This is a genomic window from Glaciimonas sp. PCH181 (assembly GCF_003056055.1).
GTDB lineage: Bacteria > Pseudomonadota > Gammaproteobacteria > Burkholderiales > Burkholderiaceae_D > Glaciimonas.
In genome coordinates, this window is sequence record NZ_PYFP01000003.1 from 335,953 (window position 1) to 349,106 (window position 13,154).

Genomic DNA, 13,154 nt, shown 5'->3' on the forward strand with positions numbered 1-13,154 from the left:
TAGAGGATTACTCCAATGCCGCCTATCGTCCGCACACCGCATGCTGGCAGTGTCCAGCGCGCCCGCATCCCCGACAAGCCCAATAAACCGATCGGAAATCTGCGAAATAGACATCGGTTTGCAAACAAGTTTGGCAGCGCCAGATCAAGCTGAGGCTGCAGGAGGTCAGGCCGGAGATACATCGGGGCGCCGATCAGCGGACCAAAAAGCCTGATCACCAAATTGGTCATCAGGCTATCAATTACTCCTCCCTAACCAAGCGAGTGCTGGCTAGCTCACTAACTAAGCAGCCCGCCCAATCAACTGATGTGGATCAATCACAAACTTCTTCGGCACACCTGCATCAAACTCCTCATACCCCTGCGGCGCACGATCCAACGAAATCACCTCCACCCCCACAATATCCGCGATACGAATCCGATCCCACAAAATCGCCTGCATCAACTGACGGTTATATTTCATCACCGGTGTCTGCCCAGTATGAAAACTATGCGATTTCGCCCACCCTAATCCCAACCGAATACTCAAACTACCTTTTCTGGCCGCACTATCCGACGCACCCGGATCCTCCGTCACATACAACCCCGGAATCCCAATCTTCCCCGCCACCCGTGTAATCTCCATCAACGAATTCAACACCGTCGCTGGCGCCTCAGCCTGCGCCCCCGCATGACCATGCCCACGCGCCTCAAACCCAACGCAATCAATCGCGCAATCCACCTCCGGCGTGCCCAGAATTTTTTCAATCTGATCACTCAACGTGGCATCCAACGACAAATCAACCGTCTCAAACCCAACCTTGCGCGCGTGCACCAACCGCAACGGATTCACATCTCCGACAATCACCACCGCAGCACCAAGTAACCGGGCCGACGCAGCCGCCGCCAACCCAACCGGCCCCGCGCCAGCCACATACACCGTCGTCCCCGGACCAACACCCGCCGTCACCGCGCCATGATAGCCAGTCGGCAAAATATCCGACAAACACGTCAAATCCCGAATCTTCGCCATCGCCTGATCTTTGTCCGGAAACCGCAACAAATTAAAATCCGCATACGGCACCATCACATATTCTGATTGCCCACCGATCCATCCGCCCATATCCACATAACCATAAGCACCACCGGCCCGCGCCGGATTCACCGTTTCGCACACGCCGGTATGCTGCTCTTTACAAGTACGGCAACGACCGCAGGCAACATTAAATGGCACCGATACCAAATCCCCCTTCTTCAAGGTCTCGACATCCGAACCGCACTCAATCACCTCGCCGGTAATTTCATGCCCCAACACCAAACCAGTTGGCGCAGTGGTCCGACCGCGCACCATATGCTGATCGGAACCGCAAATATTAGTTGAAACAACTTTCAGAATAACGCCATGCTGAATCCGCTGGCCTTGCGGATTATCCAGCTTGGGAAAAGGAATGGAATGTACTTCGACTTTGCCGTCACCGACATAAACGACACCACGATTTTCTGACATATGATCTCCTCCTGAGTGCATCAGAGTGTGTATTTACCGCTAGATAATTTCATCATTCAATCGAAAAAAACGAAAAAATCCAGCGGGTGTTTCCAGGCTGCATTCAGCTGAAACTACACCCTCAAATTACACGTGGTCAGAGGCCTAACGTGGATAGATTGCGACGTTCTATTGTCTGTCTGCGTCAACGTTGTCGGCAGTGATATTGGCAGCGCTATCGGCAGTAATTACTTCCTCGACCGAGATCGCCGACAGCGATAATCCACCGGCAGCCAGAAAAGGATGATGCAGATGGCGTTCGCTGCTGGGGGATCGGCCAAACTGATTACGATAGGCTTTGCTGAAGTGACAGGATGATTGAAAACCGCAAGCGACTGTCACGCTCATGATCGACATCGTCGTTTGCAGCAGCAATTCGCGGGCGCGCCGCAAACGTAATTGCAAGTAGTAATGCGTGGGTGTGACGTCCAGATAATATTTAAACATGCGCTGCAACTGGCGTTGCGACAAACCGACCAGTCTGGCGATCTCATCGAAGGATAAGGTTTCTTCGATATGGGTTTCCATCAGTCGCGCTACTTCGATCAATTCCTTGCGACTGAATCCCAGTCGCGCCGCGATCGGAATATGCTGCTGATAGTTACTATCGCGGATGCGTTCCAGAATAAACTGCTCTGAGATTTCGGCCGATAAAGTTCTGCCGTAACGATTAGCGGTCAGATGCAACATCAGGTCTATCGGCGCAGTCCCGCCGGAACAACTCAGGCGATCGCGGTCGATGGCGAACAGACCTTCAGAAAACTGGACTTTGGGAAATTCTTCGCGCAATGCAGAGAGATTTTCCCAATGAATCGCGCATTGATAGCCGTTCATCAATCCGGCTTTGACCAATGCATAACTGCCGGTGCAAATGCCGCCTAATTTGACATTGCTGCGCGCCAGTTTCGCTAAAAATTCGAATACCTTCGGGCTTACGGCTTCGCGGATATTCACACCGCCGCAGACGAATAACACGTCGGGAATCCCGGCCTGTTCCAACGTCATCGTCGGTGAAATCGGCAAACCATTGCTGGCCGGAACCGGCTGACCATCCAGACTGATGACAGACCAGCGATACAGCGTCTGGCGGCTAATATAGTTAGCCATGCGCAACACTTCGATGGCACTGGAAAACGCGATCATTGAGAAGTTGGGCAGCGTCAGAAAACCAAAATGGGTGACGCCAAGTGGTGAAGCTTCGTCCGGCTGCGCGGTGCCAGGTTGGTGCGCTATTGTGGATACTGATTGTGGCGACATGCTATCTCCATCCGATCTATGCATCCGATCCATGGATGAGGGAAACCCCTCACTCATTTACGCTATTCCACACCCACTAAAATAATCCACTAATGCAAGCGACTCAGGCAGCCCCGCTGGTGGCCAATGCTGCCCGGCGCTTGCTAAACATTTTGCGTAATTTGAAGAAGCGCTGCACCTTGCCAGCTTCTGGCGTCGTACCAAAACTCTCGGTAATCCGATCCAGAATAATTGCCAGTAATACTACGCTTAATCCGCTCTCAAATCCAAGCCCGATATCCAGTCGCTGAATGCTGGCAAGTACGTCATTTCCCAACCCACCTGCGCCGACCATCGACGCAATAATCACCATCGACAAGGCCATCATAATGGTCTGATTTATCCCGGCCATGATGGACGGCAACGCGTTGGGAAATTGTACTTTGTAGAGCAATTGCCAGGAGGTGCAGCCAAACGCCTGTCCTGCTTCGACGATCTCATTATTCACGTGGCGTATCCCCAGCGCGGTCAGGCGCACCGCTGGCGGCATCGCAAAAATCACGGTCGAAATAATCCCTGGCACTCGGCCCAGACCAAACATCATCGCGGCAGGAATCAAATACACGAACGCTGGCATGGTTTGCATCAAATCCAGAATAGGCCGCACAATCATCGCGACCCGTTTACTCTTGGCCGCCCAGATCCCCATCGGAATCCCCAACGCCAGACTAATGATCGTGGCCGAGATTGTCAGCCCCAGCGTGACAACCGTCTGATCCCAAAATCCGGTACCCAGAATCAGTAGAAAAGCGACCAGCGTAAACAACGCAAACTTAAAGCCGACGCGCCAGACCCCCATGATAATAAAGAAGCCGACCAACGCCCAAATCGGCAGGATTTGCAAGCCATGCTCAATGACTTCGGCAAACCAGCTGATGGCGCTGCCAAAGGCATCAAAACTGCTGCCATGTTTATCGAGAAAAGTGTGAACGCCCTGATCAACCCAGCGTCCGAGCGGAATCATTTCAGACATGTGCGCCTCCGGTTTTTGATAATGCTTGCAGCACCATGGCTTGACTGATCGCGCCGCAATAACAGCCGTCGGCGTCTACCACCGGCAGCGGAATCGGGCTGGCAATCAGCTTGCACATCACCACATCCAGTGTGGTGCGATGGTGGATCAATTCAACTTGTTGCATGGTCAGCGGTTGCACCACGCCATTGGCATCGGCAAAGCAGCGCGTCGGCATGATGCCTTGCACCTTGCGTGCGCCATCGACCACAAAGGCGTAATCCGAACGACTAGCGGCGTGTAACTGCGGATTGGCTTTTAGCGCATCGGCGGATGTCAGCAGCGGAACGAAGTTGGTTTGCATCAAATCGCTGGCGGTCAGATAACGATTGGTATCGACGCCGTCAAAGAAGGCCCGAACATATTCCTCAGCCGGGTTATCGATAATTTCTTGCGCCGTGCCGACTTGCACCAAGCGGCCGCCTTCCATGATCGCAATCCTGCTGCCGATACGCAGCGCTTCTTCCAGATCGTGCGACACAAAGATAATCGTGCGGCGTTGTTCTTTTTGCAGTTCCAGCAAGACGTCTTGCATTTCTTTACGCTTGAGCGGATCGAGCGCCGAAAATGCCTCATCCATAATCATCAGCGAGGGATTCACCGACAAGGCACGCGCCAAACCGACGCGTTGCTGCATCCCGCCCGACAATTCGCATGGCAATTTGTTGGCAAAGGGTGCCAGACCGACTTGCTCCAACACCGTCATGGCCTGACGTTCACGTTCTTTTTTACCGACGCCCGCGACTTCCAGCCCAAACGCGGCATTCGACAACACGGTGCGATGCGGCATCAACGCGAACGACTGAAACACCATGCTCATATCGCGACGGCGCAATTTGATCAGTTCGGCCCTGGTCATCGCGGCAACGTCCTGCCCATCGACCCAGACGCTGCCCGCGCTGGGATCAACCAAACGATTAATAAGGCGGATCAGCGTGGATTTACCCGAGCCGGACAACCCCATCAGCACAAATATTTCACCTTCCTGGACTTCAAATGACACATTCTGAACACCGACAATTTGCCCGGTTTCAGCAAAAATCTTATCCTTTGAAGCGCCTTTTTTAAGCATTGCCAAAGCTGTCTCCGGGCTATCGCCAAAGACTTTGTATAGATGGTCAACGACCACTTTTCCCGATTTCATTCACTGCCTCCTGATCGATCATGTGCTGTTACCGTGCTGCTATCACCGTCGACGGTAGATGTGGAGTACATCACTTATTTTCTGATGCGGTGATGCATTGCGTTGGTGCATTAGGTTGCGTGGTATTGCGTTGTGTTGCGTTGTATTGCCTTAGCGGAACGTTTTGCGCTTGATTTTTACCGCGTTTACCCGCCATCGTTATTTTTATAAGCCAGTAACATAGTCGCGAGAAAGGTTTTATACCGGATGAAAATTTACGACAACCACTTACTCAAAAACGACGATGCAACTGTCGTGCCATGACTAATAGGGCTAGCGTGCGCTTTAATGCCCTTTTCTGGTCACTGGCCATCCCAAAGTTGTCGCAATTAGCCACTTTCGAGTCGTCATTCTTATGCCGAAAACGACGCCTCATTGTCGTCTTAAGACAACCGATGATCCACCATGCAGCGCAGCAAAATGCACAAACGGCGCAATCTGCGCCGTTTATTTATGTAAAAATCAAATAATCATCGATCCTTGTCGCAACCAACCGTCATTGCGCCACGGCCAACCATTCTTTGACGCGATCAGGATGCGCATTCACCCACTTTTCGGCGGCAACGTCCGGTTTTTCTCCATTTTGCACAGCCAGCATCACGCTATCGATCTCACCCGGTTTCCAGGAAAAATTCTTTAGCAAATCATTGATGGGTTTAGCCTTGGCTGCAAGGCCAGGATTGGCAACGCTGTCAACGTGTTCGGCATCACCGTAAACATTCTTTGGATCATCAAGGAATTTCAGCTTGTATTTGGCAAACATCCAATGCGGAATCCAGCCGGTGACGGCGATCGATTTATGTGCACGGATAGAGCGATCCAGTTCGGCTGTCATGCCGCTTCCTGAACTTGGCATTAACTTGTAATCCAGACCATAATCCTTGATAGCCTGTTCGGTCTTGGTCATCACACCGGCACCGGCGTCAATACCCACGATGCGCCCATCAAATGCGGCCTTTTGCGCCTGCAAATCACCGACCGTTTTTGCCGTAACGTATTCCGGCACAATCAGCCCGATCTTGGCGCCATGAAAATTCACGCCCAGATCAACCACTTTGTCCTTTAACTTATCGTAATAAGCGCCATGCGTAGCGGGCAACCATGCCGACATCGTCGCATCCAGATCGCCACGCGCCACGCCTTGCCACATCAAACCGGCAGCCACCGGCACCAACTTAACGTCGTAACCAAGATTTTTACGCATTATCTGCGCGGCAACGTAAGTGGTAGCGACGCTGTCGGACCAACCCTCCACATAGCCGATGCTGATGCCGGGTTTAGTTTCTGCAACCGCTAAACTCGATGCAGCAGACACGCCAAATGCGAGACTAAGCCAACACAACTTAGTGACCAGAGAATATGGATTCAATTTCATTGAAAACCTCTTAAATGTGAAATGACTAATGGGGTATTGGATGGCGCTTTAATGGAGGAACAAGTAGTCAATGACATTTACCTTCCACCGCTTTCATCATCGTCTATCAGCAGCGCTGAAAGTTCGCCATTTACGACTGAAATTGGCACAATTACGACGGCTACACCTGATCCTGAAATCATCACTAAATTACTAGCGGTCCTGACCTGAATAACAGTAAAAATAACGCTGAAAAAAATGGCAATCGGCTTTTGCCTTTATTTATCCACTACCAAATCGGTCAACGGCTTACTACAGCACAGCAACACCATCCCCTGATCGATTTCACGCTGGCGAATACCACCTTTGTGCTGCATGGCAACCTTGCCTGAAATCAATTTGACTTTGCACGTACCGCACATTCCTTGCGCGCAGGATGACGCCAATCGCACCCCGGTAGCGCGGGCGGCCTCCAAAACATGCTGCTGCGCACCACACACAATTTCGCGCGCACTTTTCTGAAACATGACTTTGAAACTGTCAGCGGCAAGTAATACTGTCGTAGCGAGGGGTTCATAAGGGATACTTGCTATCGCGGGTGTGCTGGCAGCGGTTTCTGCGACCGTTTCAGCATGCGCGACTGTAACAGCTTCCTGCACTTCTTCCCGGACTTCATCGGGCAAACTCTCGAAAGAAAAACTTTCTTCGTGATAGTGCTGTCGATCAAATCCGGCCTGATCCAACATGGTGCGCACCGCCTTCATATACGGCGCAGGGCCGCAGACAAAAATTTCGCGTTCCATAAAATCGGGCGCCATTAACACCAGTGCTGGTAATGACAACATCCCGGTCGGGCCATGCCAGTCACGCCGCGCCCCCAAACGTTCACAGATAAAACGAGCACGAAAATGTTGTTGATTGCTGGCGATCAGCGCCAGTTCGCGCTCGAAAATAATATCGTCTGGAGTGCGGGCGCTGTGGATGAACGTAATATCGCGATCATCGGCCAGATCGTAATGCGCGCGCGTCATAGACATCAATGGCGTGACACCAGAACCCGCCGACAAAAATAGATATTTGGCAGCCTGAAAAGTGGCGCAAGTGAACTCGCCGGCGGCACCCAATACGCGCACGCTATCGCCTGCTTTTAGATTATCGTGCAGCCAGTTCGAAACCGGACCGCCAGGCACGCGCTTAACCGTAATCGAGAGTGTATGCGGGCGAGCAGGCGACGATGAGATCGTGTAGCAACGATTGATCGCCTCACCATTAATCTCCAGTTCCAGCGTTATAAACTGACCCGGTTGAAACGTAAAGCTGCGGTTATCCGGGGTCGCAAAGATAAAACTTTTTACATCGTGCGTCTCGGCCCGTACTTGTACACAGTTCAGCGTCTCCTGAATGTCGCTATTCCACAGCGGCGGCAGCGCATCCCAAAACTTTTCCTGATTGATTTTATGCACAACGGCCTCAGGAGGTTTTTGCTGCACAGACGTGACATTATTCACCATATCCACGCACATTTCCATAGTCTGCTCCAGCAACATTTTAAGATGCAATCGCATCGCTCAAGCGATCGATATACCATTTGCAAAATTTCTCTACCAACCCTTCAGTAAAGGGAGAGTAAGGACCCGGCTGATAAGCCGGGCTATTTGCCCCCTGTTGCGACAGCTCGACCAACATTTTGTCCTGATCATTGGTCGCGTTCCATACCGCCGTCAGATTATCGAGTTGATAATCGATCCCCTCACGCGCATCTTTATGCACCAGCCATTTGGTGCGGACCAGGGTTTTTCCCGGCGCTATCGGCAGTACTGAAAAACTGACAATGTGATCGCTCATAAAATGATGCCAGGAATTGGGCTGAGTCCAGAACGACAAGCCGCCCAGATCTGCACGATCAAACTCACCGAGCAATTTGCCGGAAGCAACGCAGCCATCCAGTGTTTGAGATTCGCCGCCCCGGTCTAGCGGCAGGCGCTGCGTACGAAAGCCGGTGATCAAATCGTCTAGGCGGTCGATTTCTTTGGATGGCAAGTTCGCGCTTTCCCACTGCGCACTGCGCTCGGCGGCCAAGCGCGTAAACTCTTCGACCTGCTCGGTATTATTGGGCGATGGTTGATAGCCGAAACCATATTCAAATAACGATGCGGTCAGTTCTGGATGATTGGTCGCGCAGTGATAACACTCACGATTGTTCTCCATCGTCAGCTTCCAATTGCCTTCTTCAATCAGATCGACTTGTTTAGCGATCTTGCAATCTTGCAAAAAATGCGGGGCAAGATAAGGCGTCATCGCATCTCGCATGACCGAAAAATCTTGCGGCGGCGTCTCAGCCAGACAAATAAAAATCAAACCGGCCAGATTTTCAACATGGACCGATTTCAGATTGTGGTCACTGTGCTTGAACTGATCGCCCATGTGCTCAGCAAATAGCAGCTCGCCGGTCAGGTTATAAGTCCATTGGTGATAAGGACAGACCAGATTGCCGACTGAGCCTTTATGCTCGGAACATAGCCGTGCACCGCGATGGCGGCAGACGTTGTGATGCGCACGCACCGACATGTCGTCATCGCGCACAATCACGATTGAATTCTTGCCAATCTCCACCGTCACGTAATCGCCCGGCTCGGGGATATCCGGATCGATGGCGACCTGAATCCAGTGCTTGCCAAAAATCTCCTGCATATCCAAATCAAAGATTTCCTGACTCAGATAAAAAGGTGCATCCAGACTATGCCCTTGCAGACGATTAGCGATCAGGTCTTGAATCTGTTTGGATACTTTCACATTCTTCTCCATGTGGTGCATTGATCAACATCCTGTTCAGAACTTGCTGCTTTAAACTCGCGTGCTAATAATCGATCAATCGATGTTCGCGCAGATAGGCCAGCACTGCCTGTGCTTTGTCACCCGGACTGCCTTGCTGAATCACTTTTCCACCGCGACTTTCTGTGACCGTTGCCGATAACATGCGGGCGTGGCCGGAACGCTTTTCTTGCGCCACGAGCTTGATCGGCCTGGCTTTGGCAGGGGCTAGTATCCAGTCTTGTTGCGCCATCGCAGGCGATGCGTTTTGCGCCGCCTGCCGATGAATCGTACCGGCCCGCAAATTGGCGTAGGCATAGCGTACCGTTGAGGGGGCCAATGGATGCACCACCAAAATCGCTGGCAACGAGACAGCAATCTCACGACGACGGCCTTTAGGCAAAAATTGTTTCAGCAACACCCCATTGCCGCCGCCGTCCGTTTCAGGCGTGACCGCAATCACCCCGGCAATCAACGGCCAACCTAATTGGCTTGCCAATAAATAGGGCACCAGACCGCTTTCCTCGCCGCCTTCGGCACGGCTGCCGCATAGCACCAGATCGTAGTTTTCCAGCGGCGGTTTCAAGCCGGGAAGGATGTCTTGATCGGCTGCGGTATTGATGACTTTAAGGTTTTTTGCGCCAAGGGCCAGATAATCCGATAGCGCAGGATTGTCGGGATTGCCAGCGTGGATGATGTCAATACTGATACCGACACTTGCCGCCGCCAGCGCATCCGCCATGCTGAGTGCAGCGGCATCATTTCGGCTATAGCGGGCAACGCCGCTAACGGGATGGCGGCCGACTGACACCAGCACTGCGATGCGTTGTAAGAGTGTGTTCATGCTGCGCTCCCTACTGTAGCGACATCATCAGTGCCGTTCTCATTGCGCGCCTGCTTTACTTGCACCAGCAATGCTTCCATCACTGCGTGCGCATCGTCAATGATGCTGAGGTCGGCGCGTTTGATCATCGGTGCGCTGGCATCCAGATTGACGGTAATAACATGACGACAATCCTTGATTCCCTGCAAATGCTGGACCGCGCCAGAAATGCCAAACGCCAGATAAGTACTGGCGCTGACGGTTTTCCCGGTTGCACCGATTTGCTGATCGCGGCTGAATTTTCCATCATCGACGGCAACCCGACTTGCGCCGACGGCGGCCTCCAACGCATTTGCCAGCGCGTTGAAAGTGCTGACGTTGTCGACACCATTGCCAGCCGACACAATAAAATCTGCCTCATCCAATGCCATTTGCGACGCGGCTAAAACGCTGATGCCGAGGTCGCGATAGAGGACTTTATGTACTGCGCCGACTTCAGCGGCTGCGCTGACCGTGGCGACCAATTTCTCGTCTATTTCGCCGCGTCCTAAAAAGGGCAAACGTGTGTCGACAACATCCGCTGCCAGCAAAATGATGCGCGATAAACTGCGACGTGCCATCACTGCGCGTTGCTGACGATAGGTTGCCAATCCTGCTGCATTGATCTCGACGACGTGCGTGGCGATGCTGACATCTGCCATAGAGGCTCCCAGACGTCGCCCCAAATCTCCGCCAGCTATGGCGCAGTCGGGAATGTAAATATGCTCTGGCTGCAAAGCCTCGATCAGATTGCGTAACGCTGCCAATTCTTGTTCCGGCGCAAATGCGTGGCTGCCGTATTGCGGCAAGACCACCACCCGATCAGCGCCCAACGCAGCACTGTCATCGCTCAATTCGCCGAATACCAGCAAGACGACTTCCGTCACTGCATCGGCCAACAAAACCGCCGCTGCGATGACTTGGCGGGAATGCTCATCCAACGTACCGCGATCGGTGTGGGCTACGGCTAAAACAGACTTGACCGTGGCTTGTATCGTGCGCAAAGGTTTTGCTTGCTGATGATTGTGCCCTGCTACTTGCGCGTGCACTTCAGACGCCTCGCCGATGGCGGTTTCGCCTAGTACAAAACGCTTTATACCGTCGGCAGTCACGCTAAAAGGGCGACGTGGATTGATGCGGTTTTTATCTATGTGGACGCCACCACTAATTGAATGAATATTCAACTCCATTTAAGCCTCCAGCGCTGCAGCAACCAGCTCTGCAATATCACGCACATCAGGGCGCGGCCCGACGACACCTTCCAGCATTGCAGTGCAATTTGGACAACCTACCACGACAGTGTCGGCACGCACAGCACGGGCATCGTGAATCCGGATATCAGGGATGCGCTGCTTACCGGGAATATCAGTTAACGGCGCACCGCCGCCACCACCACAACAACGTCCACGCATGCCATTACGCGCCATTTCATGCAATGGCAAACCGAGCAGTTTTAGCAAATCGCGCGGCGCCTCTATCTCACCGTTATAACGCCCCAAGTAGCAAGGATCGTGATACGTAAAGCGCTGATCATTATCGACCGCGACGCGAGGCACAATCTTGCCCTGCTTTGCCAACGCGGCCATAAACGTCGTGTGATGCAATACTTCATAACGACCGCCAAACGCCGGATATTCATTGCGCAAACTATGCATGACATGCGGATCGGCGGTGACGATGCGGTTAAACGACAGTGTCGATAAAGTGGCGATCAAGCGCCCGGCTAAGGACTGGAAAGTTGCCTCATCACCAAGACGACGAGCAACGTCGCCAGTGTCACTTTCCAGCGCACCCAATATTGCAAAGTCAACACTACCAGCTTGCAAGACTTTGACCAATGCTCTAAGCGTGCGCTGATAACGCATATCAAAACCACCCTCGCCCACCACCAACAGAACGTCCACAGACCTACCCGGAACGACTTGCGGGACATTCAAATCAATGGACCAGTTGTAGCGAACATTCAAATCGAAACCGCCGGCGGACCCAGTCTCCCGCAAGTTAGCAAGCACCTCGGGGCCTTTACCCGGCACCGCGCCATGCGCCAATGTCTGATGGCGGCGCATGTCGACAATCGCATCAACGTGCTCGATCAACATCGGACATTCTTCAACACAAGCGCGGCAAGTAGTACAGGACCAAAGTGTATCTGGTGTGATCAGACCGGGGAAAATCGCCTTTTGCGGGCCGCCCTGATGTTTGCCTAACGGAATCCCGGGATAAGGGCTACCGGCAAAATTGGCATCGCTGCCACCGGCCATGCCGACCACCATGTCTTGGATCAGTTTTTTAGGATTTAACGGCTGGCCTGCGGCAAACGCCGGACAAGCTGCCTCGCACTTTCCGCATTGCACGCAGGCGTCAAAACTGAGTAATTGGTTCCAGCGAAACTCCACCGGCTTGCTGACACCAAGCTCGCCCTGTTCCAATATCAGCGGTTTAAGTGCTGTAGTTGGCGTACCTGATTTTACTGGCCCGGCTTTATTAAAACGCTCTGGACGTGGATGGAACGCCAGATGTAGCAGCCCGGCTAAAGCATGTTTCATCGGGCCGCCGCGACCGATGCCGATTGTCATATTCCAGGCGCCGAAGCCTAGCAGCAGCACCGTGAGCGCAGCCGTCAATCCAGACAACACGCCGACTGGCAAAATGCCCATCAGCAACAATCCCAGCGCCAATGCGCCTAGCACCCACGGCAAGCGATTCCACGCACCTAACGATAACCGTGCAGGCGGTGTGCGGCGACGATGCCAGACGAACAGGACGCCAATCAGCATGACAATCGCAAACAAGGCAATCGCGGCGTTCAGTGCTGGCCAATACAGCATAAAACCGTAATTAATAGCGACCAGCGCCATCGCCGCAATCGCCCCGCCCGCTGTCGCGATATGGGTGCGCGCGATGTAGGGATCACGTGCGACGACGTGATGCAAATCGACAAAATAACGCTTCGGAACCGCTAGCAGCGCGATCCATTGCACCGGCGCCACCGCTCCGGTACGACCCGCACGCCAGAGTGTGGCGCGCCGCATCAGGCCGGACAGCAGGCCGACAACGGCCAACCAGAACAGCGCGGTGATGATGGGATTCAAATTAAAGTACGCGAGCGACA

At 53.0% G+C, this 13,154-nt stretch carries 11 protein-coding genes; 1 reads left to right on the forward strand and 10 read right to left on the reverse strand.

Annotation, left to right across the window (positions count from 1 at the left end):
* Positions 1 to 282 precede the first annotated feature (282 nt).
* The 5 genes from fdhA to C7W93_RS22200 all read right to left on the reverse strand — a co-directional run bounded on the left by fdhA (position 283) and on the right by C7W93_RS22200 (position 6,390).
* Positions 283 to 1,485, reverse strand: coding sequence for a formaldehyde dehydrogenase, glutathione-independent (gene fdhA, locus C7W93_RS22180; protein WP_108442504.1), 1,203 nt, complete (start codon positions 1,483 to 1,485; stop codon positions 283 to 285).
* Between the two features lie 168 nt (positions 1,486 to 1,653).
* The gene (locus C7W93_RS22185; RefSeq protein WP_108442505.1) at positions 1,654 to 2,781 is read right to left on the reverse strand and encodes a GlxA family transcriptional regulator; all 1,128 of its coding nucleotides are present in this window, start codon (positions 2,779 to 2,781) and stop codon (positions 1,654 to 1,656) included.
* Between the two features lie 103 nt (positions 2,782 to 2,884).
* The gene (locus tag C7W93_RS22190; RefSeq protein ID WP_108442506.1) at positions 2,885 to 3,793 is read right to left on the reverse strand and encodes a proline/glycine betaine ABC transporter permease; all 909 of its coding nucleotides are present in this window, start codon (positions 3,791 to 3,793) and stop codon (positions 2,885 to 2,887) included.
* Complete coding sequence (locus C7W93_RS22195; RefSeq protein WP_108442507.1) at positions 3,786 to 4,976, reverse strand: glycine betaine/L-proline ABC transporter ATP-binding protein; 1,191 nt, start codon at positions 4,974 to 4,976, stop codon at positions 3,786 to 3,788. The genes C7W93_RS22190 and C7W93_RS22195 overlap by 8 nt, the downstream gene beginning before the upstream one ends.
* 535 nt (positions 4,977 to 5,511) lie before the next feature.
* A complete protein-coding gene (locus C7W93_RS22200; protein WP_108442508.1) occupies positions 5,512 to 6,390 on the reverse strand; it encodes a glycine betaine ABC transporter substrate-binding protein in 879 nt (292 codons plus the stop codon).
* A 51-nt stretch (positions 6,391 to 6,441) separates the two neighbouring features.
* Between C7W93_RS22200 and C7W93_RS24705 the strand changes: the two genes are divergently transcribed.
* Complete coding sequence (locus tag C7W93_RS24705) at positions 6,442 to 6,600, forward strand: hypothetical protein (protein ID WP_161539971.1); 159 nt, start codon at positions 6,442 to 6,444, stop codon at positions 6,598 to 6,600.
* A 47-nt stretch (positions 6,601 to 6,647) separates the two neighbouring features.
* Here the strand turns inward: C7W93_RS24705 and C7W93_RS22210 are convergent, their stop codons facing one another.
* The 5 genes from C7W93_RS22210 to C7W93_RS22230 are packed head-to-tail and all read right to left on the reverse strand — an operon-like array spanning position 6,648 to position 13,134.
* The gene (locus C7W93_RS22210; RefSeq protein WP_370446517.1) at positions 6,648 to 7,898 is read right to left on the reverse strand and encodes an FAD-binding oxidoreductase; all 1,251 of its coding nucleotides are present in this window, start codon (positions 7,896 to 7,898) and stop codon (positions 6,648 to 6,650) included.
* Positions 7,899 to 7,917: 19 nt separating this feature from the next.
* Complete coding sequence (locus C7W93_RS22215) at positions 7,918 to 9,183, reverse strand: SRPBCC family protein (RefSeq protein WP_201747334.1); 1,266 nt, start codon at positions 9,181 to 9,183, stop codon at positions 7,918 to 7,920.
* A 43-nt stretch (positions 9,184 to 9,226) separates the two neighbouring features.
* Complete coding sequence (locus C7W93_RS22220) at positions 9,227 to 10,024, reverse strand: drug:proton antiporter (RefSeq protein WP_108442511.1); 798 nt, start codon at positions 10,022 to 10,024, stop codon at positions 9,227 to 9,229.
* Positions 10,021 to 11,232 (reverse strand): electron transfer flavoprotein subunit alpha/FixB family protein, encoded by a 1,212-nt coding sequence (locus C7W93_RS22225; protein ID WP_108442512.1) that lies wholly within the window; start codon positions 11,230 to 11,232, stop codon positions 10,021 to 10,023. Before C7W93_RS22225 ends, C7W93_RS22220 begins: the two co-directional genes overlap by 4 nt.
* Positions 11,233 to 13,134: a (Fe-S)-binding protein gene (locus C7W93_RS22230; protein ID WP_201747343.1), complete on the reverse strand. Its 1,902-nt coding sequence runs from the start codon at positions 13,132 to 13,134 to the stop codon at positions 11,233 to 11,235. It lies immediately after the preceding gene.
* Positions 13,135 to 13,154 lie beyond the last annotated feature (20 nt).

Bases quoted from the DNA above. Each gene is read 5' to 3' on its own strand.
- fdhA (WP_108442504.1), bottom strand. From the start codon at position 1,485: ATGTCAGAAAATCGTGGTGTCGTTTATGTCGGTGACGGCAAAGTCGAA.
- C7W93_RS22185 (WP_108442505.1), bottom strand. From the start codon at position 2,781: ATGTCGCCACAATCAGTATCCACAATAGCGCACCAACCTGGCACCGCG.
- C7W93_RS22190 (WP_108442506.1), bottom strand. From the start codon at position 3,793: ATGTCTGAAATGATTCCGCTCGGACGCTGGGTTGATCAGGGCGTTCAC.
- C7W93_RS22195 (WP_108442507.1), bottom strand. From the start codon at position 4,976: ATGAAATCGGGAAAAGTGGTCGTTGACCATCTATACAAAGTCTTTGGC.
- C7W93_RS22200 (WP_108442508.1), bottom strand. From the start codon at position 6,390: ATGAAATTGAATCCATATTCTCTGGTCACTAAGTTGTGTTGGCTTAGT.
- C7W93_RS24705 (WP_161539971.1), top strand. From the start codon at position 6,442: ATGGAGGAACAAGTAGTCAATGACATTTACCTTCCACCGCTTTCATCA.
- C7W93_RS22210 (WP_370446517.1), bottom strand. From the start codon at position 7,898: ATGGAAATGTGCGTGGATATGGTGAATAATGTCACGTCTGTGCAGCAA.
- C7W93_RS22215 (WP_201747334.1), bottom strand. From the start codon at position 9,183: ATGCACCACATGGAGAAGAATGTGAAAGTATCCAAACAGATTCAAGAC.
- C7W93_RS22220 (WP_108442511.1), bottom strand. From the start codon at position 10,024: ATGAACACACTCTTACAACGCATCGCAGTGCTGGTGTCAGTCGGCCGC.
- C7W93_RS22225 (WP_108442512.1), bottom strand. From the start codon at position 11,232: ATGGAGTTGAATATTCATTCAATTAGTGGTGGCGTCCACATAGATAAA.